This is a genomic window from Streptomyces sp. Ac-502 (assembly GCF_045222935.1).
GTDB classification, from domain to species: Bacteria; Actinomycetota; Actinomycetes; order Streptomycetales; family Streptomycetaceae; genus Streptomyces; species Streptomyces monomycini.
In genome coordinates, this window is sequence record NZ_JBHFFO010000001.1 from 6779965 (window position 1) to 6805326 (window position 25362).

Consider the following 25362-nt stretch of genomic DNA (forward strand, 5'->3'; position numbering starts at 1 on the left):
ATGCCACCCATCGACCCGCGGGCCGTCGTCGGTCCCCTCGCCCCGCCCGGCTGCCCGGCCTGCCGCGACCGGCGCCGCCTGTGGAAGGACACCAGCGACTCGGGCCGGGCACCGGAGACCTGGCACTGGTGGTGCTCCGGCTGCCGCCAGACCTTCGAACCGACGCAGCAGCACAAGCGCTTCTACATGTGAGTCCTGCCCCCGCTCGCACCGGCCCTCCGCTCGCACCGGCCCTCCGCTCGCACCGGCCCTCCGCTCGCACCGGACCCCTCGCTGGGACCGGCAGCCCGCTCGCACCGGCCGCCCGCGCTGCCTTCTTCCGCGCCGTCCTCGCCCGCCGACCTGCGCCTTCCCCCGCCTGGCTAGGGTGGCCGCATGACTGACCCGCACGGCGAGCAGCCCGTGAAGAAAGTGCGCCTCCTCCTCGCCGAGGACCAGTCCATGGTCCGGGAAGCGCTGGCCGCGCTGCTGGGGCTGGAACCCGACATGGAGGTCGTGGTCCAGGCCGCGCGGGGTGACGAGGTGGTCGGCGCGGTGCGGGAGCAGCCCGTGGACGTGGCACTGCTCGACATCGAGATGCCCGGCCTCAGCGGCCTGGACGCCGCCGCGCTGCTGCGCGCCGAGTTCCCGGCGCTGAAGGTCGTCATCCTCACCACCTTCGGACGGCCCGGCTACCTGCGCCGCGCCATGGAGTCCGGCGCCGACGCGTTCCTGGTCAAGGACGCCCCGGCCGCGCAGCTCGCGGACGCCGTACGGCGGGTGCTCCGCGGTGAGCAGGTCATCGACCCCGCGCTCGCCGCCGCCGCGCTGTCCGAGGGGGCGAACCCCTCACCGACCGGGAGTGCGACGTGCTGCGCGCGGCGGCGGACGGCTCCACCAACGCCGAGATCGCCGCCGCCCTGCACCTCTCGCACGGCACGGTGCGCAACTACCTGTCCACCGCCATCCAGAAGACGGGCGCCCGCAACCGCGCCGAAGCCGTCCGCACGGCAGGCGCCAAGGGCTGGCTGTAGCCCGGACGACGACGGGCCCACGCTGTAAGGAGTCTCACCCCTCACAACCGCCTCACCAGGACTTTCGGCCCTGGGCGAGGCGGAACGGCGCCCGCACGCTGGAACATGTGTCGACTTTCCAGCGATCCCCGGCGCGTGACCGCGGTGTGGCGGTGCTGCTCGTCGTCGCGACCCTGGCCATCACGCTGGCGGACGCGGGGACCGGCCCGCAGCTGCACTTCGCCCTGTTCATGGGCATCGCACCGCTGATCGCCGCGCTGCGCTGCGGCTACCGCCGGACGGCCGTGGTGGCCGCCGTGTACGTGCTGTGCCAGGTGTTCATCCAGGTGCGGTCGGTGCCGGACTGGTCGGTGGCCAGCAAGATCGTCGGGGTCTTCGGGGCGCTGCTGGTCGCCGTGTTCGCGCTGGTGCTGTGCCGGACCCGGCTGGAGCGGGAAGCGCTGTACGCCCGTACGAGCATGGTCGCCGACGCCGTGCAGCGGGAGATGCTGCGCGAGCTGCCGCTGACCGCCGGACCGCTGGAGGCGTACGGGTTCTATGTCTCCGCCCAGGAGGGGGCCCGGGTCGGCGGGGACATCTACGAAGCGGTGGAGACGCCGCACGGGCTGCGGCTGATGATCGGCGACGTCCAGGGCAAGGGCATGCCCGCGATCGGCGCCGGTCACGAGGTCCTCGCCTCCTTCCGGGAGGCGGCCTACTACAAGGACAGCCTCGAAGCCGTCGCCGAGCGGATGGAGCAGGCCCTGGCCCGCTACAACGCCCGTTCCACCGAGCGCGGCGGCCAGGAACGATTCGTCACCGCGCTGCTGCTGGAGGTACGCGGCGAGAACGGTGCGAAGGTGCTCTCCTGCGGCCACATCCCGTACTACCTCGTACGGGACGGCCAGGTCACCGAGCGCAGCGACGGCGAAGGCGGCCTGCCCCTGGGGCTCGGCGGGCTCACCGGCGAGGCACGGCAGAGCGTGACCGTCGAGCCGGTGGCGGACGACTGGATCGTGCTGTGCACCGACGGCGTGACCGAGGCCCGCGGCGCGGACGGCGCGTTCTACCCGCTGGCCGACCGGCTGGCCCGCTGGACGCACCTGGAGCCGGACGAGCTGGCGCACACGCTCCGCGCCGACCTGGAGCGGTTCACCGGCGGTGAGCTGAAGGACGACGCGACCGTACTGATCGTGCGCCGCGGCCCGCACACCGCCGAGCAGACAGAGCGAACAGGGCAGGACGAGCAGACAGGGCAGGCCGAGCGGGCAGAGCAGGTCGAGCGGGCAGAGCTGAGCGGGCAGGCAGGGCAGACAGGGCAGACGGAGCAGGCCGAGCAGGATCAGTTGAGCATCGCGCGCGCCGCTGCCGCCTGACGCCGTACCGCGGCGGCAGCGGCCGGGTCGATCTCCTCCACCACCTTCGCGTACTCCTCCAGCCCGGCCGCGCCGCCCAGGAAATCACCCCGCTGCACGAGCAGTTGCGCGTGGTCGTGGCGCAGCCGCGCCGGGTGGCTGGGCAGCAGCAGGGACAGCTCGACCGCCCACAGCTGCACGTCGCTGCGCTCCGGCCGGGCCACCGCCCACGCCCGGATGTTGTTCAGGATGCGCAGCACGATCTCCAGCGGGTCGGCCGGCGCCAGCATCCGCTCGGTCAGCGGCGCGCCGGTCGCGCCCGCGACCAGCACCCCCGCGTCCTCGTCGGTCAGCAGCCGCCCGCCGTCGAACGGGTCGACGAGGACGTGCGCGCCGTACGGGTCGCCGAAGCCGACGACGAAGTGCCCCGGCAGCGCCACCCCGTACACCGGCGCGCCCGCCCGGCGCGCGACCTCCATCCACACCACTGACAGCAGGATCGGCAGCCCCCGCCGGCGCCGCAGCACCTCGTGCAGCAGCGACGACTCCAGCCGCCGGTAGTCGGCGGGCGCGCCGCGGAACCCGAGGCGCGCGCCGAGCAGTTCGGCGACGTTGCGGGCCCAGGGGCGCGGCCCGCCCGTGGGGGCGTACGGCAGGCGCCCGGCCAGCGCGTCCAGTTCGATCTGCGCCGCGTCCAGGGCCGCCTCGTCCAGCGCGGGATCGGCCTCCGCCGCGATCAGCAGACACAGCCGGGCGAGGTCCGGCCGTTCGTCGCGCGCGGCCTCGGCGAACTGCCGGCGCCGCTCGGCGGACGTGTCGTCCCCGTCCGGGTCCCAGTCCGGATGCATACGAGGTTCGTACCCGTTCAGCTCGGGCCTCCCTGGGAGGCGCGCCAGTGGTGGTAGTGGTGGTGGGTGACGAAGCCCAGCCCGTCGTACAGCGCGCGGGCGCTCTCGTTGTCCGTCTCCACCTGGAGGTACGCGGCCGAGGCGCCCTCGTCCAGGGCCTTGCGGGCGAGCGCCGCCATCACGGCCGAGGCCAGACCGCGCCGCCGGTGCTCCATACCGACCTCGACCGCCGCGAATCCGGCCCAGCGCCCGTCCACCACGCACCGCCCGATCGCGGCCACGTCGCCGTCGTCGTCCGGCACGCTCGCGAACCACACGGACGGGCCGCCCCGCAGCACCTTGAGCACCTCGGGCCCCGGCTCGGCGGACCGCCGGTAGCGCCGCAGCCAGTCCGGGCCGATCTCCCGGGTGAGCGCCACCCGGGACACGTCCGCGTCCAGATCGCCGATGGGCGCCAGCGCGGCGGTCCGCAGCTCCGCCGTCGCCTCGCGCGTCCAGCCGCGCCGGTCCAGTTCGGCCGCCAGGTCCTCCTGGGCGCCCTGGGCACCCGTACTGAGCTGTACGTACGCGGGTAGCGAGCGCTCCGCGTACCAGGCGCGGACCCGGTCCAGCGCGGCGTCCAACGGCAGCCCCGGATCGCCCGCGGCCGCCACCGAATTGGCCCGCCGGGTGAACCCGGCGCCGGCCCGCAGCTGCCACTCGCCCAGCCACTCGCTCTCCACCGGCGGCCAGCCGCGGGCGGCCACCCGGTCCAGTTCCGGCGTGCTCGTCGCGGGGGAGCGGCGGCGGGCCGGAGCCGCCGGGACCGTCTTCCCGGCGACCAGAGCGGCCTCGGGAATCCGGACGGTCTCTCCGGTCCGGCGTGTGATGCTCAGCACACCACCGTCCCAGGATGTGAGAACACCGACCGTGTCGGTGAACCCGGCAGCCCCCTCCCCGGCGTCGAGCAGACGCCGGACAGATACCCTTTTGCCCACGTCAGCACGGGTGATGTGGACCTCCAGCCGTCCGCCGGTAGTGAATTCCACGGCTCTACCCGCCCCTCTTGTTCGTCTCGTGCCCGGGAACGGAGATACTAGGTGCGGGCATCGACGACGCCGCGCTCCCGCGCGCCCCGCGGCGGAACTGCCAATCGGTCCGCCAGCCCTACCGAGGAGGAACGACAGCGTGACCTACGTCATCGCGCAGCCTTGTGTCGACGTCAAGGACAAGGCATGCATCGAGGAGTGCCCCGTCGACTGCATCTACGAGGGCTCCCGGTCCTTGTACATCCACCCGGACGAATGCGTTGACTGCGGCGCCTGCGAGCCGGTCTGCCCGGTCGAGGCGATCTTCTACGAGGACGACACCCCGGAGGAGTGGAAGGACTACTACAAGGCGAATGTGGAGTTCTTCGACGAGCTCGGTTCGCCCGGTGGTGCCAGCAAGCTCGGCCTGATCGAGCGCGACCACCCCTTCATCGCAGCGCTGCCGCCGCAGAACCAGTAAGCGGCCGCATGGCGCCGCCCCGGTCCCGTACGGCCGGCCTCCCCGTCACCTGAGACCGGGATGCCGATGCCGCACGGGGCCGAGGCGTTTCCAGACCTGTGCGGCCAGAGGAACGTGAGGAAAGAGAGTACCGTGGGCCCCGTATCGTCCCGTCTTCCGGTCTTCCCCTGGGACCGGCTGGAGCCGTACAAGACCACGGCGGCCGCGTATGCCGACGGCATCGTGGACCTGTCCGTCGGCACTCCGGTCGACCCCGTGCCCGAACTCGTGCGCGAAGCCCTCACGGACGCCGCCGACAGCCCCGGCTACCCGACGGTGTGGGGCACCGCCGCCCTGCGCGACGCGATCACCGGCTGGGCAGCGAAGCGCCTGGGCGCCACCGGCCTGGACCACACCAACGTGCTGCCGGTCGTCGGTTCCAAGGAACTGGTCGCCTGGCTGCCGACCCAGCTCGGCCTGGGCGCCGGCGACCGCGTCGCCTACCCGCGCCTGGCCTACCCCACCTACGAGGTCGGCGCGCGCCTGGCGGGCGCCGAGCCGGTCGTCTACGACGACCCCTGGGAGCTGGACCCCACCGGCCTCAAGCTGCTCTGGCTGAACTCCCCGTCCAACCCGACCGGCCGCGTGCTCGGCGCCGACGAGCTGCGCCGTACGGTCGCCTGGGCGCGCGAGCACGGCGTGCTGCTCTTCAGCGACGAGTGTTACATCGAACTGGGCTGGGAGGCCGACCCGGTCTCCGTCCTGCACCCGGACGTGTGCGGCGGCTCCTACGAGGGCATCGTGGCCGTCCACTCGCTGTCCAAGCGCTCCAACCTGGCCGGCTACCGCGCCGCCTTCCTGGTGGGCGACGCCGCCGTCCTCGGCGAACTGCTCCTGATCCGCAAGCACGGCGGCATGATGATCCCCGCGCCGGTGCAGGCCGCGACCGTCGCGGCGCTCGGCGACACCGAGCACGTCGGCGAGCAGCGCGAGCGCTACGCCCGCCGCCGTACGGCCCTGCGCGAGGCACTGGAGGCCGCCGGCTTCCGGGTCGAGCACAGCGAGGCGTCGCTCTACCTGTGGGCGACCCGCGACGAGTCGTGCTGGGACACCGTCGGCGACCTCGCCAAGCGCGGCATCCTGGTCGCGCCGGGCGACTTCTACGGGAGCGCGGGGGAGCGGTTCGTACGGGTCGCCTTCACCGCCACCGACGAGCGGGTGGACGAGGCCGTACGGCGCCTGGCGCAGTAGCCGCACGCCGTAGCCCGTAGCCGCACGCCCGGAGCACCAGCCGCACACGCGACGAGCCCGGAGCGGACGCCGTACCTCAGGCGTCCGCTCCGGGCTTCGCTGTGCGGCGGTGCTCCGTCAGCTGATGGGCAGCCCGTTCGTCGGCAGCAGGTCCGAGGCCAGACCGCTGTCGCCGACCGCCTGGGCCAGGCCGTCGGTGGACAGCGAGTCGGTCACCCCGTCGGTGGACAGCCCGTCGCCCGGCAGCGCGTCGGTCAGACCGTCGGTCGGCAGGCCGTCCTCGGTGGCGGTGTGGAGGGTGTCGGTGAGGATGTCCCCCGCGCTGTCCGCGGTGTCGCTGGCGGCGTTGCCCGCGGCCTGCTTCGCGGCCGGCGCGGTCTCCCCGAGCGTCTTGCCCGCGGTCTTGCCCGCGGTCTTGCTCAGGGCCGGTACGGCCTTGCGGACGACCTTGCTGCCGGCCTCGGTGGCGTTCGCGCCGGTCTCGCCGGCGAGGTCGCCGGCACCCTGGACCGCGCCGTCGGCGGTGTCGGCGAGGCTCGCGGTGTCCACTGCGGTCAGTCCGCCCAGGTCGGACGAGTGCGGCAGTTCCACGGCGCTCGCGGAGCCCGCACCGACCACGGGGGCTGCGCCGGCTGCTACCAGCAGCGCGGCTCGGGCGATCCGACGCGAGAGGGGGAGGGACATGGTGCTCCTTTTACGGAGAGGGACTGGTTCTTCTGACAGACGTGCCGTGTCCGCCGGCGGGGCGCGGTGGCTGCCGGACGCACGACGTGACTACCGCGCCAGGCCCGGGAAGGTTGCGGCACGGCTGGTAAAGAATCAGTGGGGGGTCACATAATCTGCTCCGGAGGAAACCGGGCAAACTGCGCCGTGCGCAGTACGGTGCTGAAACGTCACGCCTCAGGGCGCGGGCGGGTTCCACGCCGTTCGAGTGACCCCGGCGACGGTGATGCGGCGCCGCTGCCCGGGGTTGACGACGTTAACTCGGCCGAGGGACCGGCCGGACGGCTGCGCGGTGACCACGAGGCTGACGGCGTGACGGCCGTACGGGTGACGGAGCGGCGCCGCGCGGGGGCTCCGGAGGCGCTCGCGCGAGCGCCTCGCCGGGGCCGGTGGTCCGGCGGCCGTCCGCGGCCTCTTCCCGTTCCGGCAGTCGTCTGCGGCCCCGCCCTGTTCCGGCGGCTGTCTGTGGCTCACCCCGTTCCGGCAGTGGCCCGCGGCCTCACTTCGCGGTGACGATCCGTACGTCCGTACCGGAAGCCCGCGCCGCCGCACCGGTCGCCTTCTGCCAGCCCTTCCCGGAATCGGCCGCGGACCACATCTTCCCGGCGTAGGAAATCTGCTCGATGCCCAACGCCCCGGAGTGGGCCATCGCCCAGGTGGCCAGCTCCCAGCCGCGCCGCTCCGCCCCGGAACCGGCCGCCGACCCGGAACCGGCCCCGGCCGCCGACGCGCCGCCGGCCTGCCCCGGGCCCGCCGCGGCCCCGGCGACCCCGGGGTCCCCGGCGTCCTCGGCGTCACCGTGGGAGACCGCCCGCGCGGGCACCGTCAGCACCCGGCCGCCGTCCTTGCCGCCGTCCCCGCCGTCGTCCTTGCCGCCCGGAGCCGTCCCGTCCGGGTGCGGCAGGACGTCGGGCCCGAACTCGCGCACCAGCTTCTTGCGCACCTCGTCCGTACCGCCCGGCCGTTTCCGGTCCGCCGGACGGTTCACCGAACACGTCATCGCCGCACCGTCGCGCCCGGTCAGGGCGCCGGTCAGCAGCGCGGCGTCCGGCTCGTGCTTGGCGTACGCCTGCGGGAAGCCGCTGCGCTGCACCTTCTGCGCGGCCACCGTCAGCGGCAGCCGCGAGTAGCCCGGCACCTTGACCAGGTGCGTGTAGAACTCCCCGGCCGAGTAGACCGGGTCCATGATCTGCTCGACCGTGCCCCAGTCCTGGGACGGACGCTGCTGGAAGAGGCCGACCGAGTCGCGGTCGCCGAAGCCGATGTTGCGCAGCCCGGACTCCTGCATGGCGGTCGCCAGCGCGATCGTCACGGCCCGCTGCGGCAGCCCGCGCGCGGAGCCGACGGCCGAGATGGTCGCGGCGTTCGCGGCCTGCTCCGGCGAGATCTCGTACGGCTTCCCGCCGTCCGCGGCCCGCACCGAGCAGCGCGGTGCTCCCGGACCGCCGGTCACGTACTGCACGACGAGATACACGCCCAGCCCGACGAGCACGGCGAAGGCCGCGCCGGCCCGCAGGAGGCGCTTGCCGCGGGTGCCGCGGGAGGGGGTGGAGGACTGGGGAGACACGCAGCCAACGGTACTGGAGGGGCGCCGGTAGGGTCGGACGCATGGAGACCGCTACGCAGACCCCCGCACTGGACCTCTCCCTCGACGCGGCCGAGCTCACCGCTCAGCTCGTCGACATCCCCTCCGTCAGCCGGGACGAGAAGGCCATCGCGGACGCCGTCGAGAACGCGCTGCGTGCGCTCCCGCACCTGACGGTGGAGCGCGACGGCAACTGCATCGTCGCGCGCACGGACCAGGGCCATGCCGAGCGGGTCGTGCTGGCCGGCCACCTGGACACCGTGCCGATCGCGGACAACGTGCCGTCCCGGCTCGACGAGAACGGCGTCCTGTGGGGCTGCGGCACCACCGACATGAAGTCCGGCGTCGCCGTGCAGCTGCGCATCGCCGCCACCGTCCCCGCGCCCAACCGCGACCTGACCTTCATCTTCTACGACATGGAGGAGATCGCCGCCGAGTTCAACGGCCTCGGGCGGCTGGCCGAGGAGCACCCGGACTGGCTGGAGGGCGACTTCGCCGTCCTGCTGGAGTCCTCGAACACCGAGGTCGAGGGCGGCTGCCAGGGCACCCTGCGGGTGCTGCTGCGCACCGAGGGCGAGCGGGCCCACTCGGCGCGCAGCTGGATGGGCAGCAACGCCATCCACGCGGCGGCGCCGATCCTCGCGCGCCTGGCCTCCTACGAGCCGCGCCGGGCCGTCATCGACGGTCTCGAATACCGCGAGGGGCTGAACGCCGTACGGATCGAGGGCGGTGTGGCGGGCAACGTCATCCCCGACGCCTGCACCGTCGCCGTGAACTTCCGCTACGCGCCCGACCGCGGCGAGCAGGAGGCGCTCGACCACGTCCGGGAGGTCTTCGCGGACTGCGGCGTCGCCGAGATGATCGTCGACGACCACTCGCCGGGCGCGCTGCCGGGCCTGTCGCACCCCGCGGCCGCCGCCTTCATGAAGGCGGTCGGCGGCGTCGCGAAGCCCAAGTTCGGCTGGACGGACGTCTCGCGCTTCAGCGCCCTGGGCGTGCCCGCGGTGAACTACGGGCCCGGCGACCCCGTACTGGCGCACAAGAAGGACGAACGGGTCGCCGTCGAGCGGATCCTGCACTGCGAGGAGCGCCTGCGGTCCTGGCTCACCGCGTAGCCCACGGGCCCCACCTGCCCCACCGGTGTCCCGGCATCCGGAATTGCCCTGCCCGTCACCTGCGCCGATCTACCCTTGCCGGACACTGACCGGCAGCGGAGGGAGCACGATATGGCCAGCCCCGAGGAAGAGCGGGCGTGGGAGGAACAGCGCCTGGGACCCGTGGTGCGCCGACGCGAGCAGGTGCAGAGGGGCACCACGGACCAGCGGCTGCTGGACACCGCCGAGGGCGACACGAACTGGGTGCACACCGACCCCTGGCGGGTCATGCGCATCCAGTCGGAATTCGTGGAGGGTTTTGGCGCACTGGCCGAACTGCCGAGCGCGATCAGCGTCTTCGGCTCGGCCCGGACACCCGTCGGCTCACCCGAGTACGAGACGGGCGTCGAGCTCGGCCGGGCGCTGGTGGAGGCCGGCTTCGCGGTGATCACCGGCGGCGGCCCCGGCGTGATGGAGGCCGCCAACCGGGGCGCCAGGGAGGCCAAGGGCGTCTCCGTCGGACTGGGCATCGAGCTGCCCTTCGAGCAGGGGATGAACCCGCACGTCGACATCGGCGTCAACTTCCGGTACTTCTTCGTCCGGAAAACGATGTTCGTGAAGTACGCGCAGGGATTCGTCGTGCTGCCCGGCGGCATGGGCACCCTCGACGAGCTGTTCGAGGCGCTGACCCTCGTCCAGACGCGCAAGGTCACCCGCTTCCCGATCGTGCTCTTCGGTACGGAGTACTGGAACGGCCTGGTCGACTGGCTGCGCGACACGGTGGTCGCGCAGGGCAAGGCGTCGGAGCACGACCTGCTGCTCTTCCACGTCACGGACGACGTGGACGAGGCGGTCGCGCTGGTGTCCAAGGAGACCGGGAAGTAGGGAGCGGTCAGGCAAGTCCCCGGCGGGCGACCGCCGGGGGCCGGTGGCCCGCGATGGACGCCACCATGTCCAGGACCTGCCGCGTCTCGGCGACCTCGTGGACGCGGTAGACCTGCGCGCCCAGCCACGCCGAGACCGAGGTCGTGGCCAGCGTCCCGATCAGTCGCTCCTTGACCGGCCGGTCCAGCGTCTCGCCGACGAAGTCCTTGTTCGACAGCGAGACCAGCACCGGCAGCGGGGTGTCCCCGGCCCCGGGGAAGCCGAGGTCCGCCGGAACGGCGCGCGTCATCTCCTCCAGCCGGCGCGTCGCCTCCAGGCTGTGCCGGGTGTTCTTCCCGAAGTCGTGCCCCGGGTCGATCATGATCGCGTCGCGCCGGACGCCCAGCTCCACGGCCCGCTCGGCCAGCCCCAGCGTCACCCGCAGGATGTCCGCCAGCACGTCCTCGTACGCCACCCGGTGCGGGCGGGTACGCGGCTCCACACCACCCGCGTGGGTGCACACCAGACCGGCGCCGTAGCGCGCCGCGACCTCGGCCAGCTTCGGGTCCCAGCCGCCCCACGCGTCGTTGAGCACGTCGGCGCCGGCCTCGCAGACCGCCTCGCCGACGTCGTGCCGCCAGGTGTCCACGCTGATCACCACGTCCGGGAACCGCTTGCGCACCTCGGCGACGAAGCCGACCGTGCGCCGGGCCTCCTCCGCGGCGCTGACCTCCTCACCGGGGCCCGCCTTCACCCCGCCGATGTCGATGATCGCGGCGCCCTCGGCCACCGCCTGCTCCACCCGGGCGAGCGCGGGCTCGTCCGTGAAGGTGGCCCCCTGGTCGTAGAAGGAGTCCGGGGTCCTGTTCACGATGGCCATGATCACCGGCTCGTGAACGGTGAACTCTCGATTCCCCAGCCGCAGCATTGCTTCTCCCTCTTCCTGGTCCGGCAGCGACCCTAACCGTCACACCCGCATGGCACGATCAGTGCCAACACATAGCTCGGGGAGATGGTCGTGTTCTGGTTCTTGCTGATCGCGATGGTCGTGGTGGTCGCCGCGGTCACGCTCGCCGTGGTCGGCGGCGGCGACGCGGGCGGGCTCGGCGAGGCCGCTCCGGACCGGCTGTACGAGCCGCTGCCCGCCGACCGGCCCGTCTCCCGCGCCGACGTGGAGGCGGTACGCCTGCCGGTGGGCGTGCGCGGCTACCGGATGAACGACGTCGACGACGTGCTGGACCGGCTCGGCGCCGAGCTGGCCGAACGGGACGCGCGGATCGCCGAGCTGGAGGCGGCCCTCGCGGGCGCGCACGCCGCGGCGATGGGTCCGCCGGACCTCGTCAAGGACGGCCCGGAGGACACCCCGGGGGCCGCGGCCGGGGACCGGGACGGGAAGCGGCCCGGGGAACGTCCGGCCGCACCAGCCGCACAGGAGTCCCCGGTCACCGGGGACGAGGAAGAGGGGAAGACCGCCTCATGACGGGAGTGAGCACGGCGCCGGACGGGGTGCCCCGCTGCCCCTGGGGCATGGAGTCGGAGAAAATGGCCGACTATCGCACCTATCACGACACCGAATGGGGCCTGCCGGTCCACGGCGACGACGCGCTCTTCGAGCGGATGTGCCTGGAGGCGTTCCAGTCCGGGCTGTCCTGGATCACGATCCTGCGCCGCCGGGAGGGCTTCCGGGCCGCGTTCGCGGACTTCCGGATCGAGGCGGTCGCCCGGTTCACCGACGCGGACGCCGATCGGCTGCTCACCGACGCCCGCATCGTCCGCAACCGCGCGAAGATCAACGCGGTGATCGGCAACGCGCGGGTCGCGGCCGAGCTGGCCCCGGGCGAGCTGGACCGGCTGATCTGGTCGTACGCGCCCGAGCGCGGCGGCCGCCGGGCCCCGCGCACGCTGTCCGACGTGGCGCCCGTCACCCCGGAGTCCACGGCGCTGGCCAAGGACCTCAAGAAGCGCGGCTTCCGCTTCGTCGGCCCCACCACCGCGTACGCGACGATGCAGGCGTGCGGCCTGGTCAACGACCATCTGGCGGACTGCCATGTGCGGGACGCGGTGGAGGCGGCGGCGGAGGTGTGAGGCGCGACCGGGCCGGGGCCGCGGGCCCCGGCCGGGCCTGCCGGCCCAGATCCGGCCTAGCGTCCCAGGAACTTCGGCTTCTCCTTCTTCACGAACGCCTCCACCGCGATGTGGTGGTCCTCCGAGGCGCCCGCCCGCGTCTGCAGTTCGTCCTCCTTGGCCAGCGTCTCGACGAGCGAGTGACCGGCCCCGAACGCGAGGGATTCCTTGATCGCGGCATAGGCGGCGGTCGGCCCCTCGGCCAGCGCGCGCGCCACCGCCGCCGCCTCGGCCGCCAACTCCGCCGCCGGGACGACCTTGTTCGCGAGGCCCAGGTCGTACGCCTCCTGGGCGGAGATGCTGCGCGGGAAGAGCAGCAGGTCGGCGGCGCGGCCGTGGCCGATCAGGCGGGGCAGCGTCCAGGAGATGCCGGAGTCGGCGGTGAGCGCCACGCCCGCGAAGGAGGTGTTGAAGGAGGCGGTGTCGGCGACGACCCGGTAGTCCGCGGCCAGCGCGAAGCCGGCGCCGGCGCCCGCCGCGACCCCGTTGACCCCGGCCACCACCGGCTTGGGCATCCCGGCGAGCGCCGTGACGACGGGGTTGTAGTGCTCGCGCACCGTGCTCATGGTCTGCCCGGAGCCGGTCGCGCGGTCCTCGGCCAGCAGCCCGATGTGCTCCTTGAGGTCCTGCCCCACGCAGAAGGCGCGCCCGGTGGCGGTCAGCAGGACGGCCCGTACGGCCGGGTCGGCGGCGGCCTCGCGCAGGATGTCCCGCAGGGCGGCCTTGGCCTCCGTGTTCATCGCGTTCATGGCGTCGGGACGGTTGATCGTGATCGTCCCGACGCCGTCGGTCACGTCGTAGAGCACGGTGTCGGCCATGGTGAGGGGTCCCTCCGTCGCGGCTCGCGGCCGCCGGGCAGTGGCGGCCAGCGCTCAGGATGCCGGAGATCATCGGCGCCCGTCATGTGACGTACGTCAAACAACCGGCGAGGACCGGACGCCGGAGGAGGGCGAAGTATCGCAGCCCACTCCCCGAATTGGGTGGTTTTGCGAGAGCGCGTTGCCGAAGGGATGCCCCCGATGTTGGTCATCGGGTCGTGCGATGCGGGATAATGGCCTGGAAGCAATGTGTTCGATGCCGGTGACACCTGGGTTGTCGGCTGCGTGAGCTGGTTTCAGGAAGGGGAACGAGCATGGCGGCCATGAAGCCGCGGACGGGCGACGGCCCGCTCGAGGTGACCAAGGAGGGGCGGGGCATCGTCATGCGCGTTCCGCTCGAAGGCGGCGGTCGACTCGTCGTCGAGCTGACTCCCGACGAGGCCAAGGCTTTGGGCGAGGCCCTGGAGAAGGTCACCGTCTGACAGGGCAGCAGCCGCCCTGATGCTGCGGTTTCCCGGGGTGACCCCTGGACCCCCAGCCGAATACCCGGGCCCCGGTGGGCGCCGCGCACGCGCGCGGCACCCACCGGGGCCGCGTTCGTTCCCGGGCGGCCGGCCCGTGTGCGCGGCGGCCCTCCCGTCCGTACAGTGGTCCCGCCGTACGTCACGTCGTGCGCCGCTCCGGCTTGTCCGTGCGGTTGTCCCGCCGGACGCCGCTCCGGCAGCCCCGTACGCACCACGGTCCGCGCTCAGCCGCGTTTGACGGCGCACAGCAGGCCGTCGCCCACCGGCAGCAGGGACGAGACCAGCGCGTCCGTCTCGCGGAGCGTGCGCAGCAGCTCCCGCAGGCGCAGCACCTCGGCGGGCTGGGCCGCCGAGTCGACCGTACGGCCGTCGGCGAAGACGCCCTCGAAGCAGACCAGGCCGCCGGGGCGCAGCAGCCGCAACGATTCAGCGAGATAGTCCAGGCACTCCATGCGGTCGCCGTCGCAGAAGACGAGGTCGTAGCCGCCGTCGGCGAGCCGGGGCAGGACGTCCAGGGCGCGGCCGGGGATGAAACGCGCGCGGTTGCCGGCGAAGCCCGCCTCCCGGAACGCCTGCTTCGCGAACTGCTGCCGCTCCGGTTCCAGGTCGACCGTCGTCAGGACGCCGTCAGGGCGCATGCCGTGCAGGAGGTAGATGCCCGACACTCCCGTGCCGGTGCCGATCTCGGCGACCGCCTTGGCGTCGGCCGTCGCGGCGAGCAGGCGCAACGCGGTGCCGGTGCCGGTGGACACCGCGCGGATGCCCGCCTCCCGCGCCCGCTCCCGGGACCAGTGCAGGGCGGCGTCGGCCTCGTCGTCGATGGTCCCGGCGCCGTACGCCTCGGCGAATGCCAAGCTCGTCTGCCGGTTGCCGGTAATGGCCCTCTCCTGTCCCCGTAGTTGACGCAACCGTGACTGTATCCGCTGCGTGCGGGAACCCGCAGATGGGACCGGGCGTTGATGCACAGCAGGGGGATGCATCGGTGAAGACCCAACGAGATATGCGGCATGACGCGAAGCCAGGCCAAAAGCAGGTCAAATCTGCTTATCCGGAGCTAACGGGCGAGGTGGATATGGTAGGGGCTCTACTGGACACCACCAGAGCCACCAGGGGAGGTGCGGCTGCGACGGGTGACCGATGGGCGCGCAGGCGTCTCAGGCGGTCGGCCGCCGAGCCGAAATCCGTGACAGACACCGCTGACCGTTCCCGCTCCCACGGCCTCAAGGGTAGGGGAGGGGCCTTTGACACCGCTACGACAGCGACGTTCGCCGCCGAAGCGGATGCGCAGGCCTGGACCCCGCCCAGCTGGGAGGAGATCGTCAGCACCCACAGCGCGCGGGTCTACCGTCTCGCCTACCGCCTCACCGGCAACCAGCACGACGCCGAGGATCTGACGCAGGAGGTGTTCGTCCGCGTCTTCCGCTCGCTGTCGACCTACACCCCCGGCACCTTCGAGGGCTGGCTGCACCGCATCACGACCAACCTCTTCCTGGACATGGTCCGTCGCCGCCAGCGCATCCGCTTCGACGCGCTCGGTGACGACGCGGCCGAGCGGCTCCCCAGCCGCGAGCCCTCCCCGCAGCAGCATTTCAACGACACCCACTTCGACGCCGACGTCCAGCAGGCGCTGGACACCCTCGCGCCCGAGTTCCGCGCCGCCGTGGTGCTCTGCGACATCGAGGGCCTGTCGTACGAGGAGATCGCCGCCACCCTCGGTGTGAAGCTCGGCACGGTCCGCAGCCGGATCCACCGCGGCCGCTCCCACCTGCGCAAGGCGCTCAAGCACCGCTCCCCGGCGGCGCGCGCCGAGGAGCGCGAGCGCGACCGGCGGCCGCTCACTTCGGTCACTACAGGGGAGGTCGGAATCGCGTGAGCGGTACAGGCGGTCCGTCCCCCGCCGAGCATCATCTCGGCGACCGCCTCGCGGCTCTGGTCGACGGGGAGTTGGGGCATGACGCGCGCGAGCGGGTGCTCGCGCATCTCGCTACGTGCGGAAAGTGCAAGGCGGAGGCCGACGACCAGCGGCAGCTGAAGAACGTCTTCGCCGAGACGGCGCCCCCCGGTCCCTCCGAGGGGCTGCTGGCGCGTCTCCAGGGGCTGCCCGGAGGTGATGCCGACGGCTCCGGAAGTCGGCTGGGCCCCGGGCGCTTCGGCAGCCGTGCCTTCGGCGGTGACGTCACCGAGGGCGGCGAGTTCGAGGCGCGCGGCGGCTCGTTCCGGTACCTGCCGTCCGGCGGCCACGCCGTCGGCGCGGTGCCCCGCCAGCCGCGCTCCCGCGGCTTCCGTATCCACGAACCGGACCGGCCCGCGCCGCAGCGCCGCCGGTTCGCCTTCGCGGCGGCCGGCGCGGTCTCCCTGGCGGCGTTCGCGCTCGGCGGCACCCTGCCGCTGGAGGCGGCGGTCGACACCCCGAGCAGCCGCGGCGACGGTACGGGCAGCCAGATGACGCCGCTCGGCGCCACCCCGGGACCGGTCGGCCCGCCCGGCACGACCCGCGGCGAGGCCCTGCTGTTCGCCACGAGCCACCCCTGGGCGCGCTCGCTCCCCGACGCGGGACCGACCCCGGAGCCGGCCCCGAGTTCGCTCGGCCTGACCGGCCCGTCGGCGCTGTCGGCCGCACGCCCCGCCCCGACGCTGCCGCTGTCCGAGATCGCGTTCCCGGCCGACGGCCGGTCCGTCCTGACGCTCCAGACCGGTCAGCTGCTGCCGTACCACCCCGCGCGGGGCAGCGCGTCCGCCCCGCTGACCGGCGCCCGCGTCGCCGGCCCGTACCAGCCTCCGGCGGACGCCGGACAGTCCCTGGCGGGGCCCGCCGTACCGGCCAACCCGGCCTCCCGGGAGGCGATGACCGCCCACCACCCGGCCCCGCGCTGACCGGGCTCTGCGCGGGGCCGCGCGAACCTGGTTGAATCGCCTTCCGGGCGGCGGTCCCCTGCGGGGGCGCGCCTCCGGCGAGGTGGTGGTGCCCGCCTGACACAGCGGGCGAATCGGTGGGGAGAACATGGACGAGGGGACGGCCGCCGGGCCGAAGCGGAACTGGTGGAGCCGGTCGGGGCAGCAGCCCGCAGAACCGTCGGAACAGGCGCCCGCCGCGCCCGGTCCCGCGGCACCCGACGCCGAAGCGGCCGCCGCCACCCGGGAGTTCCCGGCCCTGCCAGGGGAGGCCGGAGCCGCACCGGGTACGTCGACGGACACCGGGCAGGGGGCGGGCACCGGCGCGCCGCACGTCCCCGGTCGGCATGCGTCCGAGCAGCCGGTACCGCAGGGCGTCGAGCGGCAGGTTGCCGTAGCGCACGGTTCCGAGCGGCAGGTTGCCGTGCCGCATGGCGTCGAGCAGCAGGTTTCCGTACCGCATGGCGCCGAGTCGCAGGTCGCTGCCCCGCACGGTTCCGAGCAGCAAGCCCCCGCTCCGCACGGTTCCGAGCAGCAGGTTCCCGCTCCGCCGAGCGCCCCGCCGGCCGCTTCGCCGCGGCAGCCCCTGCACGCCCAGGACCCGTACGGCACGCCTCCGTACGGCGATCCGGGGCCCTGGGCGCCCGCGCCGCCGGTCCAGCGCCCGACGGCCACTCCGGCGCACGGCACGGGAGTTCCGCCGCAGGGCGCGGGCCCCGCACCGCAGGCCGCAGCTCCCGCCCCTCAGAGCGCGGCGCCGATGCCTGCCGGGCAGCGGGCCGCGTACGGCACTGGCGCGCCCGTAGCGCCCTCCCAGCAGCCGTTCCCGCCCCAGCAGCAGCCTCCGACGGGCCCGCAGCCGTACGAGGGCTCCGCCGCCCGTACGCCGATGCCGCGGGCCGAGCCGTCGCCGACGGCCGCCCAGCCGCCGCACGCGCAGCCCTCGGCCGCCCAGCCGCCGCACGCTGAGCCTTCGTCCGCCCAGTCCCCGCAGGCGCAGCCCGCGCCGCACCCCGCCGGGGCCACCCCGCCGCCCGGCACGGACACCACCCAGTTCGCCGCCGGTGACGGCGCCCGGCTCCCCGCCGGGTCGCACGACACCTCCGGTGGCGCCCCGCTCCCGCCCGAGGCGCACGGCGCGCCGCAGCCCCCGCACGCCCCGCCGCCCGGCCCGGCCAGCACGGAGCCGCAGCCGGGCGCGCCGGCGGACGGGCAACCCCACCTGCCCCACCAGAGCCCGCAGCCCCACCAGGCACACCAGACCCCACCCCAGCAGCCCCACCCGCCCCACCCCCAGGCCGACCAGCAGCCCCACTGGCAGCAGTACGACCCCTGGCGGGCGGCGCAGCACGGCGCGGCGATGCCCCTGGGCACGCCGCCCCCACCGCCGCCGGCTCCCCGGCGCAACCGCCGCGGCGCGCTGGCCGCGGGAGCGGTGGTCCTGGCGCTGCTGGCGGGCGGTGTCGGCGGCGGCGTCGGCGCGTACATCGAACGCAACGGCGGCCTCGGCAGCATCGAGCTGCCGCAGGACTCCGGCGACCAGGGCGGCCGCAAGCCGGACAGCGTGGCCGGCATCGCGCAGGCGGCGCTGCCCAGCGTGGTCACCCTGCACGTACGCGGCAACAGCGAGCAGGGCACCGGCACCGGCTTCGTCCTGGACAAGCAGGGCCACATCCTCACCAACAACCATGTCGTCGAGCCGGCCGGCACCGGCGGGGAGATATCGGTCTCCTTCAGCGGCGGCCAGACGGCCAAGGCCAAGGTCATCGGCCGGGACGGCGGCTACGACCTGGCCGTCGTGCAGGTCCAGGGCGTCTCCGGGCTGCGCCCGCTGGCGCTCGGCGACTCCGACTCGGTACGGGTCGGCGACCCGGTCGTGGCGATCGGCGCCCCGTACGACCTCGCCAACACCGTCACCGCCGGCATCATCAGCGCCAAGCAGCGGCCCATCACGGCGGGCGGCAAGAAGGGCGACGGCAGCGACATCTCGTACGTGGACGCCCTGCAGACCGACGCTCCGATCAACCCGGGCAACTCCGGTGGCCCGCTCGTCGACTCCCGGGCCCGGGTGATCGGCATCAACAGCGCCATCCGCGCGGCCGGCAGCTCCGGCGGCGGCCTGGACGGCGGCAGCCAGGGCGGCAGCATCGGCCTGGGCTTCGCCATACCGATCAACCAGGGCAAGTGGGTGGCCGAGCAGCTGATCAACAAGGGCAAGGTCCTGCACCCGGTGATCGGCGTCACGCTGGAGATGGAGTACGCGGGCGACGGCGCGCGGGTCAGTTCCAAGAGCAAGGACGGCGGCGTCCCCGTCACGCCCGGCGGCCCGGGTGACAAGGCGGGCATCAAGCCGCGGGACGTGATCACCAAGGTGGACGGGCAGCCCGTGCACAGCGGCGAGGAGCTGATCATCAAGGTCCGCAGCCACCGGCCGGGCGACCGGCTCACGCTGACCCTGCGGCGGGACGGCAAGGAGCAGACCGCCCCGCTGACGCTCGGTGCCGCCGGTCAGGAGTAGCGGGGCGCGGGAGCGTTTGCACGGTGTTGGGACGGGCGACTCCCGCCGGACGCCGCGGGCCAGGTACCGTGATAGGCGGCCTGGCCCATAGGCCCGACACGTCCCCCCAGACCCCCTGGGTCCTGGTAGGCCACGGATGACCCAAGGAGCTGCAAGGTGTTCTTCGACATAGGACCCCTAGAGCTGGTCGCGCTCGTGATCCTTGCGGTACTGATCTTCGGGCCGGACAAGCTGCCGAAGGTGATCGCCGATGTCATGGGGTTCGTGCGCAAGGTGCGGGCGTTCTCGGACAACGCCAAGGAAGACATCCGCAGCGAGCTGGGGCCGGAGTTCAAGGACTTCGAGTTCGAGGACCTCAAGCCCAGGAACTTCGTCCGCAAGCACGTGCTGGAGAACGACCAGTACGGCCTCCAGGAGATCCGTAACGGCTTCGACCTGAAGAAGGAGATGGCCGAGGTCACGGACGCCGTGCACGGCGTCGAGGGCGCCTCCGCCGCCGACCCGGGGCCCGCGTCCCGGGTGAACTTCAGCAAGGAGTCCCCGGCCGCCGGGACCGGCTCCGGCGGCGGGTCCGCCGCGCCGGACATGTTCACCAAGGGCGCGAAGCCGGCCCGCGGCGAGCGCCCTCCGTTCGATCCCGATGCCACCTGACTCGTCTTATGCAAGCCTTATGCCCGCTGGTGCCGAACGGGTTGACTATGCTCCCGGTGTCCGGGGTGAGGTCGCCTGAGGGGGCGGGCCGCCCACGACGCAGGGCAAATAGGAGGCTCCGCGCAGATGGAGACGACGGGTCGGGCAGGAGTTCAGGCGGTCACCGCCGGCACCGGACGGAAGGTCGACGGTTATCTGTCGGCCGCGTTCCCGTGGTACGGACTCGACGACGCGTTCACCGGTCCCCGCTGGCTGCTGCAGGTCGGCGCGGCCGCGGACGGCACGGTCGAGCACGGCGCGACCGGCCACGGCCAGCAGCCCACCATAAAGGTGGAGAGCACACCGGACGCGGAACGTTTCGCGGTCGTGGTGACCGTCGCCAGCCGGCCCGTGCGGCGCAGCGCCGACGGCACCGGGGTCCTGGACGCCACCTCCACGTCCACCGCGGCCTGGCTCGCCGGATCGGGCCTGCTCTCCCGCACCTGGCCGATCCAGATGGACCGCACGCTCCGCCAGGACTGGCTCGACCAGCAGACGATGCTCGCCTGGGAGCTGGCGGACGACCTCGGCGGCGAGGGCTGGAGCGCGCTGACGCTGCCGGTGGACGGCGTACCGACGCCGTTCCGCTACCGGGAGTCGGAGTACGGCTGGGTGCTGGCCGGCTCGGCGGGCGACGGCCCGGAGGGCGTGCACATCGGGGGGTACGGGCGCGGCATGAGCGCGTACGGGCTGGGCTTCGCGGTGGTCAAGGACATCGCCGCGTACGAGAGCGGCGACAGCGGCCCGCGGACGGCGGCCACCGGCGACGCGCGGACCGGCGACGTGCCCGCGGAAGGCGTGGCGGCGGAAGGCGTGGCGGCGGACTGAGCCGATCGCGGACGCACGACGCGCCCGCGGAAGTGTGACGGCGGACCGAGCCGGGCGCGGGCGGGGCGCACGGGCACGGACCGACGGGCTCGCCCGCCGCACGACGACGAAGGGCGGGCCCGTCGGGCCCGCCCCTCCGCATGTCCCGGCCGCCGTCCCCGGCCGCCGGGCGCCTCAGAACTTGTTGCGCGGCGTGATCCCCAGCGACATGCCCGACAGGCCGCGCTGGCGGCCGCCCAGCTTGCCCGCGATGGCACGGATGGCCGCGCCGGCCGGGGACTCCGGGTCGGTCAGCACGACCGGCTTGCCCTCGTCGCCGCCCTCGCGCAGCCGTACGTCGATCGGGATGGAGCCCAGCACCGGCACCTGCGTGCCGGTCGTCTTCGTCAGGCCCTCGGCGACCCGCTCGCCACCGCCGGTGCCGAACACGTCCACCATCTCGTCGCAGTGCGGGCAGGGCAGCCCGGACATGTTCTCCACCACGCCGACGATCTTCTGGTGGGTCTGTACGGCGATGGAGCCGGCCCGCTCGGCGACCTCGGCGGCGGCCTGCTGCGGGGTCGTGACGACCAGGATCTCGGCGTTCGGTACGAGCTGCGCCACCGAGATGGCGATGTCGCCGGTGCCCGGGGGCAGGTCGAGCAGCAGGACGTCCAGGTCGCCCCAGTACACGTCCGCCAGGAACTGCTGGAGCGCGCGGTGCAGCATCGGACCGCGCCAGACCACCGGGGCGTTGCCCGGGGTGAACATGCCGATGGAGATCACCTTCACGCCGTGGGCCGACGGCGGCATGATCATGTTCTCGACCTGGGTGGGACGGCCGTCCACGCCCAGCATCCGGGGCACCGAGTGGCCGTAGATGTCGGCGTCCACCACGCCGACCTTCAGGCCGTCGGCCGCCATCGCCGCGGCCAGGTTGACCGTCACCGACGACTTGCCGACGCCGCCCTTGCCGGAGGCGACCGCGTAGACCCGGGTCAGCGACCCCGGCTTGGCGAACGGCACCTCGCGCTCGGCGGTGCCGCCGCGCAGCGACGACGCCAGCTCCTTGCGCTGCTCGTCGCTCATCACGTCCAGGTCGACCGAGACGCCGGTGACGCCCTCGACACGGCTCACGGCCTCGCGCACGTTCGAGGTGATCGTCTCGCGCATCGGGCAGCCGGCGACCGTCAGGTAGACCGCCACCGCCACCGCGCCGTCCGCCGCGATCTCCACCGATTTGACCATGCCCAGTTCGGTGATGGGGCGGTGGATCTCGGGGTCGTTCACCGTGGCGAGCGCGGCGTGGACCGCGTCCTCGCTGGGCGCTGCGCCTTGGGGCGTGTCGGTAGCCATGCCCCAAGGGTAAGGGGCCGGTGGGGGCCTCCGGAAAGGCCGGCGGGCGGTCGTGTTCGTCACTTCGGGCAGCCGCTCCGCCCGCGGCACCGCCCGCCTTCGCCGGCCCCGGCGCCCGCGCTACTCCCGGCGCCGGCTCTCCTGCTCGCTCTCCGCGTCCACCATCTGACGCAGCTCCAGCTCCTTCAGCAGATCCTGGAGTTCGGAGCGGATCCAGTCACGGGTGGCCACCTCGCCCAGGCCCAGCCGCAGCGCCGCCACCTCCCGGGTCAGGTACTCGGTGTCGGCGATGGCCCGCTCGTTCTGCTTGCGGTCCTGCTCACGGGTGACCCGGTCCCGGTCGTCCTGCCGGTTCTGCGCCAAGAGGATCAGCGGCGCCGCGTAGGACGCCTGGAGCGAGAGCATCAGGGTCAGGAAGATGAACGGGTAGTTGTCGAAGCGCAGATGCCCGGGCGCGGCGATGTTCCAGATGATCCACACCACGATGATCACCGTCATCCAGACGATGAACCGGCCGGTCCCCAGAAAGCGGGCGATCTTCTCCGACAGCCGCCCGAACGCCTCCGGGTCGTACTCCGGCAGCAGACTGCGCCGGGGCGCGCGCGGCTGGTCCAGGCGCACCCGGGGGCGCCCGCCGCCCGGCCCGGGCCCCGGCGTCGCACTCAGCGCCCGCGCACGCTCCTTGACACCGTCCCGTTCCTCAGCGCCCATCGTCCGGCTCTCCCTCCCGGTCCGCTGCCGCGCCCGGCGGCCCGTGCATCTCCGCCTCCCGCCAGTCGTCGGGCAGCAGGTGGTCCAGTACGTCGTCGACGGTCACCGCGCCCAGCAGGGAGCCGCTCTCGTCCACGACCGGTGCCGCCACCATGTTGTACGTCGCCAGATAGCTGGTCACCTCGTTCAGCGGGGTGCCGGGCGGCAGCGGCGGCAGATCCGTGTCCGCGATCGAGCTGACCAGGGTGAACGGCGGGTCGCGCAGCAGCCGCTGGAAGTGCACCAGCCCCAGGTACTTGCCGGTCGGCGTCTCGTCCGGCGGCCGGCACACGTACACCTGCGCCGCCAGCGACGGCGACAGGTCCGGGTCGCGCACCCGGGCCAGCGCGTCCGCGATCGTCGCGTCCGGCCGCAGCACGATCGGCTCGGTCGTCATCAGGCCGCCCGCGGTGCGCTCCTCGTACGCCATCAGGCGCCGGACGTCCGCCGCGTCGTCCGGGCGCATCAGACCGAGCAACCGTTCCTTCTCCTCCTCCGGCAGCTCGGAGAGCAGGTCGGCGGCGTCGTCCGGGTCCATCGCCTCCAGGACGTCGGCGGCCCGCTCGTCCTGGAGCTTGCCCATGATCTCGACGCGGTCGTCCTCCGGCAGCTCCTCCAGGACGTCCGCCAGCCGGTCGTCGGCCAGCGCGGCGGCGACCTCGCCGCGCCGCTTCGGCGTCAGATGGTGCAGCGCGCTGGCCAGATCCGCCGGGCGCAGCTGCTCGAAGGTGGCGAGCAGGCTCTCCGCGCCCTGCCCGTGCTCCTCCAGCGAGAACCCGGTCACCGCCGACCACTCCACCGTCAGGGTCTCTCCCTTGCGGCGCAGCGCCCCGCCCTTCCCCTTCCGTACGAAGACCTTGTCGATCTCCCAGTCACGGCGGGCCGGCAGCTGGCTGATGCCGATGTCCAGGACGGTGGCCTCCTCGCCGGTCTCGACCAGGCTCACCCGGCGGTCCAGCAGCTCACCGAGGACCAGGGTCTCCGACGCGCGCTGCTCGAAGCGCCGCATGTTGACCACGCCGGTGGTGATGACCTGGCCGGACTCCACACCCGTCACCCGGGTCATCGGCAGGAAGATCCGGCGGCGGCTGACGACCTCGACGACCAGGCCCAGCAGCCGCGGCGGCCGGCCGCGCACCCGCAACATCGCGACCAGGTCCCGGACCCGGCCGACCTGGTCGCCGTTGGGGTCGAAGACGGCGATGCCCGCGAGATGGGAGACGAACACCCGAGGGGTGACCACCGCCATGCCGAGTGCCTCCACTTCCGTTCCGCTGCGCCGTAGCGGGCCGCCGCGATGCCGCGCGGCCGCGCCCCCTCTTCCCTGGCGTTACGTGTTGCCGCTTCTGCGCAGGTGAAGCCCCTCAGGCGGGCTTGATCCGAAATCAGGCTAACGTGCACCACCCGGTGCCGCCCCGGCGGAAAGGGCCGTACGGTGTCCACCGCGCACTCCGCCGTACGACGTGCCCGGGCCCGGGTACGCTGCCGTACTGCCGTCGAGGTCATCCGTATCAGGAGGCAGAACCGTCGTGACCGCTTTCCCCTCGGCAGGCCCCGCCGGTGCCTGCTCCCGCCGCCCGGCCGCACCCCGTCGCAGGCGCGGGGCGACGCTGACGGCGGCGGTGTGCGCGGTGCTCGCCGGGGCGCTGGCGGGGTGCGCGTCCAAGGACCCGGACGCCGGGACCAACGGGGTCGGCAGACTGCCCGCCGACAAGATCCAGGCCAAGGCGCAGACGGCCGCCCGCGGCGCCGGAACGGTACGGCTCTCCGGCAACCTCGTCAGCCAGGGCCGCACCTACAAGCTGGACATGCGGCTCGGCCCCGAGGGCGCCCGGGGCCAACTCGCCACCGACGCGGCCACCTTCCAGCTGCTGCGGGCCGGCGGCGCGCTCTATCTGAAGGCGGACGCCGGGTTCTGGGCCCGCGAGAAGAACGCCAACCCGTCGAAGAACGACGAGACGTCCGTCGCCAAGCTCGTCGGCAAGTACGTGAAGGTGCCGGCCACGGACCCCGTCTACAAGCGCTTCAGCGGCTTCACGGACAAGGACGTCCTGCTCAGCAGCCTCCTCGGCCTGCACGGCAAGCTCGCCACCGGCGACCGCGGCACCCTCGACGGCACCCGCACCATCCGCATCGCCGCCGGCCAGGGCGCGGGCGGCACCCTCGACGTCTCCCTGGAGGGCGAGCCCTACCCGCTCCGGCTGCGCCGCGCGGGCGACGCGGGCGAGGTGCGTCTCACCGACTGGGGAAAGCCGGTGGAGATCCAGGCACCGGCGGACAGCCAGGTCATCGACTACGGCAAGTCGATCACACTGGGCGACTGAACGCAGCAATCCCGGCGCCATAGTCGCTCTGTATTGCGGCCATGGCAACGACGACGATTCAGGTCCCGCGAGAGACCCGTGATCACCTTGCCGAGCTGGCCGGAGAGCGCGGTATGAGCATCGGCCAGCTGGTCGGAGCGCTTGCCGCAGAGCAGCCGACGGCAGCGCAGCGGGCCGAGCGGCTGGCCGCCGACCGGGAAGCCGTACGCCGCATGATGGGCGTGGGCATCCGCGACGAAGAGTTCGAGCAAGCCCCCGACGTGCTCGGCAACATCTACAAGATCGCTGCCGAGAAGGTCCGGGCGGCCAAGGGCACCGCAGCGTGATCATCCTGGACACCAGCGCCGTCACGGCGCTCGCCGGCGGCCACAAGACGCTGA

At 73.4% G+C, this 25362-nt stretch carries 26 protein-coding genes and 1 pseudogene; 17 read left to right on the forward strand and 10 right to left on the reverse strand.

Annotation, left to right across the window (positions count from 1 at the left end; all coding sequences use genetic code 11):
• The 3 genes and pseudogenes from ACEXOX_RS31025 to ACEXOX_RS31035 all read left to right on the forward strand — a co-directional run bounded on the left by ACEXOX_RS31025 (window position 1) and on the right by ACEXOX_RS31035 (window position 2368).
• Window positions 1-192, forward strand: a complete 192-nt coding sequence (locus tag ACEXOX_RS31025; protein WP_050510146.1) for a hypothetical protein — start codon at window positions 1-3, stop codon at window positions 190-192.
• Between the two features lie 183 nt (window positions 193-375).
• A pseudogene (locus tag ACEXOX_RS31030) lies at window positions 376-1013 on the forward strand (response regulator transcription factor).
• 107 nt (window positions 1014-1120) lie between these two features.
• A complete protein-coding gene (locus ACEXOX_RS31035) occupies window positions 1121-2368 on the forward strand; it encodes a PP2C family protein-serine/threonine phosphatase (protein WP_406524362.1) in 1248 nt (415 codons plus the stop codon).
• On the opposite strand, the gene ACEXOX_RS31040 is transcribed toward ACEXOX_RS31035, so the two are convergent.
• Both ACEXOX_RS31040 and ACEXOX_RS31045 read right to left on the reverse strand, forming a co-directional pair.
• Window positions 2335-3195, reverse strand: a complete 861-nt coding sequence (locus tag ACEXOX_RS31040) for a transglutaminase-like domain-containing protein (protein ID WP_406524363.1) — start codon at window positions 3193-3195, stop codon at window positions 2335-2337. The two genes, ACEXOX_RS31035 and ACEXOX_RS31040, sit on opposite strands and share 34 nt — an antisense overlap.
• Window positions 3196-3212: 17 nt before the next feature.
• On the reverse strand, window positions 3213-4223 hold the full coding sequence (locus ACEXOX_RS31045) for a GNAT family N-acetyltransferase (RefSeq protein WP_406524364.1): 1011 nt from the start codon (window positions 4221-4223) through the stop codon (window positions 3213-3215).
• Window positions 4224-4362: 139 nt separating this feature from the next.
• Between ACEXOX_RS31045 and fdxA the strand changes: the two genes are divergently transcribed.
• Both fdxA and dapC read left to right on the forward strand, forming a co-directional pair.
• A complete protein-coding gene (gene fdxA / locus ACEXOX_RS31050) occupies window positions 4363-4683 on the forward strand; it encodes a ferredoxin (protein ID WP_018089397.1) in 321 nt (106 codons plus the stop codon).
• 132 nt (window positions 4684-4815) lie between these two features.
• Window positions 4816-5913 carry a succinyldiaminopimelate transaminase gene (gene dapC, locus ACEXOX_RS31055; RefSeq protein ID WP_406524365.1) on the forward strand — a complete coding sequence of 366 codons (1098 nt, stop codon included), beginning with the start codon at window positions 4816-4818 and terminating at the stop codon, window positions 5911-5913.
• Window positions 5914-6030: 117 nt separating this feature from the next.
• On the opposite strand, the gene ACEXOX_RS31060 is transcribed toward dapC, so the two are convergent.
• The gene (locus tag ACEXOX_RS31060; RefSeq protein WP_406524366.1) at window positions 6031-6597 is read right to left on the reverse strand and encodes an ATP-binding protein; all 567 of its coding nucleotides are present in this window, start codon (window positions 6595-6597) and stop codon (window positions 6031-6033) included.
• A 538-nt stretch (window positions 6598-7135) separates the two neighbouring features.
• Window positions 7136-8203, reverse strand: coding sequence for a heavy metal transporter (locus tag ACEXOX_RS31065; RefSeq protein WP_406524367.1), 1068 nt, complete (start codon window positions 8201-8203; stop codon window positions 7136-7138).
• Between the two features lie 41 nt (window positions 8204-8244).
• Here ACEXOX_RS31065 and dapE point away from each other — a divergent pair, with 41 nt between their 5' ends.
• On the forward strand, window positions 8245-9336 hold the full coding sequence (dapE, locus tag ACEXOX_RS31070) for a succinyl-diaminopimelate desuccinylase (protein WP_406524368.1): 1092 nt from the start codon (window positions 8245-8247) through the stop codon (window positions 9334-9336).
• 111 nt (window positions 9337-9447) lie between these two features.
• A complete protein-coding gene (locus ACEXOX_RS31075; RefSeq protein ID WP_406524369.1) occupies window positions 9448-10200 on the forward strand; it encodes a TIGR00730 family Rossman fold protein in 753 nt (250 codons plus the stop codon).
• 7 nt (window positions 10201-10207) lie between these two features.
• Here ACEXOX_RS31075 and folP read toward each other — a convergent pair whose 3' ends face one another.
• Complete coding sequence (gene folP / locus ACEXOX_RS31080; protein ID WP_406524370.1) at window positions 10208-11107, reverse strand: dihydropteroate synthase; 900 nt, start codon at window positions 11105-11107, stop codon at window positions 10208-10210.
• A 90-nt stretch (window positions 11108-11197) separates the two neighbouring features.
• On the opposite strand from folP, the gene ACEXOX_RS31085 reads away from it, so the two are divergent.
• Together ACEXOX_RS31085 and ACEXOX_RS31090 are read left to right on the forward strand one after the other, a co-directional pair.
• Window positions 11198-11659 carry a DivIVA domain-containing protein gene (locus tag ACEXOX_RS31085; protein ID WP_406524371.1) on the forward strand — a complete coding sequence of 154 codons (462 nt, stop codon included), beginning with the start codon at window positions 11198-11200 and terminating at the stop codon, window positions 11657-11659.
• Window positions 11656-12264 (forward strand): DNA-3-methyladenine glycosylase I, encoded by a 609-nt coding sequence (locus ACEXOX_RS31090; protein ID WP_406524372.1) that lies wholly within the window; start codon window positions 11656-11658, stop codon window positions 12262-12264. Before ACEXOX_RS31085 ends, ACEXOX_RS31090 begins: the two co-directional genes overlap by 4 nt.
• Window positions 12265-12320: 56 nt before the next feature.
• On the opposite strand, the gene ACEXOX_RS31095 is transcribed toward ACEXOX_RS31090, so the two are convergent.
• Window positions 12321-13121 carry an enoyl-CoA hydratase/isomerase family protein gene (locus ACEXOX_RS31095; RefSeq protein WP_406524373.1) on the reverse strand — a complete coding sequence of 267 codons (801 nt, stop codon included), beginning with the start codon at window positions 13119-13121 and terminating at the stop codon, window positions 12321-12323.
• Between the two features lie 314 nt (window positions 13122-13435).
• Between ACEXOX_RS31095 and ACEXOX_RS31100 the strand changes: the two genes are divergently transcribed.
• Window positions 13436-13603, forward strand: a complete 168-nt coding sequence (locus ACEXOX_RS31100) for a DUF3117 domain-containing protein (RefSeq protein ID WP_003985072.1) — start codon at window positions 13436-13438, stop codon at window positions 13601-13603.
• Between the two features lie 266 nt (window positions 13604-13869).
• Here ACEXOX_RS31100 and ACEXOX_RS31105 read toward each other — a convergent pair whose 3' ends face one another.
• Window positions 13870-14553: an O-methyltransferase gene (locus tag ACEXOX_RS31105; RefSeq protein ID WP_030020299.1), complete on the reverse strand. Its 684-nt coding sequence runs from the start codon at window positions 14551-14553 to the stop codon at window positions 13870-13872.
• A gap of 275 nt (window positions 14554-14828) precedes the next feature.
• Here ACEXOX_RS31105 and sigE point away from each other — a divergent pair, with 275 nt between their 5' ends.
• From sigE to ACEXOX_RS31130, 5 genes are all read left to right on the forward strand, one after another.
• The gene (sigE, locus tag ACEXOX_RS31110) at window positions 14829-15518 is read left to right on the forward strand and encodes an RNA polymerase sigma factor SigE (protein WP_030020300.1); all 690 of its coding nucleotides are present in this window, start codon (window positions 14829-14831) and stop codon (window positions 15516-15518) included.
• Complete coding sequence (locus tag ACEXOX_RS31115) at window positions 15515-16519, forward strand: zf-HC2 domain-containing protein (protein WP_406524374.1); 1005 nt, start codon at window positions 15515-15517, stop codon at window positions 16517-16519. Before sigE ends, ACEXOX_RS31115 begins: the two co-directional genes overlap by 4 nt.
• A gap of 127 nt (window positions 16520-16646) precedes the next feature.
• Window positions 16647-19055 (forward strand): trypsin-like peptidase domain-containing protein, encoded by a 2409-nt coding sequence (locus ACEXOX_RS31120; protein ID WP_406524375.1) that lies wholly within the window; start codon window positions 16647-16649, stop codon window positions 19053-19055.
• 156 nt (window positions 19056-19211) lie between these two features.
• Complete coding sequence (locus ACEXOX_RS31125; protein WP_406524376.1) at window positions 19212-19706, forward strand: sec-independent translocase; 495 nt, start codon at window positions 19212-19214, stop codon at window positions 19704-19706.
• 126 nt (window positions 19707-19832) lie between these two features.
• Window positions 19833-20573, forward strand: coding sequence for a hypothetical protein (locus ACEXOX_RS31130; RefSeq protein WP_406524377.1), 741 nt, complete (start codon window positions 19833-19835; stop codon window positions 20571-20573).
• Between the two features lie 174 nt (window positions 20574-20747).
• On the opposite strand, the gene ACEXOX_RS31135 is transcribed toward ACEXOX_RS31130, so the two are convergent.
• The 3 genes from ACEXOX_RS31135 to ACEXOX_RS31145 all read right to left on the reverse strand — a co-directional run bounded on the left by ACEXOX_RS31135 (window position 20748) and on the right by ACEXOX_RS31145 (window position 23907).
• Window positions 20748-21908: an Mrp/NBP35 family ATP-binding protein gene (locus ACEXOX_RS31135; protein WP_406524378.1), complete on the reverse strand. Its 1161-nt coding sequence runs from the start codon at window positions 21906-21908 to the stop codon at window positions 20748-20750.
• Window positions 21909-22028: 120 nt separating this feature from the next.
• Window positions 22029-22619 carry a DUF1003 domain-containing protein gene (locus ACEXOX_RS31140; protein ID WP_406524379.1) on the reverse strand — a complete coding sequence of 197 codons (591 nt, stop codon included), beginning with the start codon at window positions 22617-22619 and terminating at the stop codon, window positions 22029-22031.
• A complete protein-coding gene (locus ACEXOX_RS31145) occupies window positions 22609-23907 on the reverse strand; it encodes a magnesium transporter MgtE N-terminal domain-containing protein (protein ID WP_406526521.1) in 1299 nt (432 codons plus the stop codon). Before ACEXOX_RS31145 ends, ACEXOX_RS31140 begins: the two co-directional genes overlap by 11 nt.
• Before the next feature lie 361 nt (window positions 23908-24268).
• On the opposite strand from ACEXOX_RS31145, the gene ACEXOX_RS31150 reads away from it, so the two are divergent.
• On the forward strand, window positions 24269-24982 hold the full coding sequence (locus tag ACEXOX_RS31150; protein ID WP_406526522.1) for a hypothetical protein: 714 nt from the start codon (window positions 24269-24271) through the stop codon (window positions 24980-24982).
• A gap of 41 nt (window positions 24983-25023) precedes the next feature.
• Window positions 25024-25308: a hypothetical protein gene (locus ACEXOX_RS31155; protein WP_406524380.1), complete on the forward strand. Its 285-nt coding sequence runs from the start codon at window positions 25024-25026 to the stop codon at window positions 25306-25308.
• Window positions 25309-25362: the final 54 nt, after the last annotated feature.

What these genes read in the sequence shown, in the direction of transcription:
- ACEXOX_RS31025 (WP_050510146.1), top strand. Translation starts at nt 1, where the DNA reads ATGCCACCCATCGACCCGCGGGCCGTCGTCGGTCCCCTCGCCCCGCCC.
- ACEXOX_RS31040 (WP_406524363.1), bottom strand. Translation starts at nt 3,195, where the DNA reads ATGCATCCGGACTGGGACCCGGACGGGGACGACACGTCCGCCGAGCGG.
- ACEXOX_RS31060 (WP_406524366.1), bottom strand. Translation starts at nt 6,597, where the DNA reads ATGTCCCTCCCCCTCTCGCGTCGGATCGCCCGAGCCGCGCTGCTGGTA.
- dapE (WP_406524368.1), top strand. Translation starts at nt 8,245, where the DNA reads ATGGAGACCGCTACGCAGACCCCCGCACTGGACCTCTCCCTCGACGCG.
- ACEXOX_RS31075 (WP_406524369.1), top strand. Translation starts at nt 9,448, where the DNA reads ATGGCCAGCCCCGAGGAAGAGCGGGCGTGGGAGGAACAGCGCCTGGGA.
- folP (WP_406524370.1), bottom strand. Translation starts at nt 11,107, where the DNA reads ATGCTGCGGCTGGGGAATCGAGAGTTCACCGTTCACGAGCCGGTGATC.
- ACEXOX_RS31090 (WP_406524372.1), top strand. Translation starts at nt 11,656, where the DNA reads ATGACGGGAGTGAGCACGGCGCCGGACGGGGTGCCCCGCTGCCCCTGG.
- ACEXOX_RS31095 (WP_406524373.1), bottom strand. Translation starts at nt 13,121, where the DNA reads ATGGCCGACACCGTGCTCTACGACGTGACCGACGGCGTCGGGACGATC.
- ACEXOX_RS31100 (WP_003985072.1), top strand. Translation starts at nt 13,436, where the DNA reads ATGGCGGCCATGAAGCCGCGGACGGGCGACGGCCCGCTCGAGGTGACC.
- ACEXOX_RS31120 (WP_406524375.1), top strand. Translation starts at nt 16,647, where the DNA reads ATGGACGAGGGGACGGCCGCCGGGCCGAAGCGGAACTGGTGGAGCCGG.
- ACEXOX_RS31130 (WP_406524377.1), top strand. Translation starts at nt 19,833, where the DNA reads ATGGAGACGACGGGTCGGGCAGGAGTTCAGGCGGTCACCGCCGGCACC.
- ACEXOX_RS31135 (WP_406524378.1), bottom strand. Translation starts at nt 21,908, where the DNA reads ATGGCTACCGACACGCCCCAAGGCGCAGCGCCCAGCGAGGACGCGGTC.
- ACEXOX_RS31140 (WP_406524379.1), bottom strand. Translation starts at nt 22,619, where the DNA reads ATGGGCGCTGAGGAACGGGACGGTGTCAAGGAGCGTGCGCGGGCGCTG.
- ACEXOX_RS31145 (WP_406526521.1), bottom strand. Translation starts at nt 23,907, where the DNA reads ATGGCGGTGGTCACCCCTCGGGTGTTCGTCTCCCATCTCGCGGGCATC.
- ACEXOX_RS31155 (WP_406524380.1), top strand. Translation starts at nt 25,024, where the DNA reads ATGGCAACGACGACGATTCAGGTCCCGCGAGAGACCCGTGATCACCTT.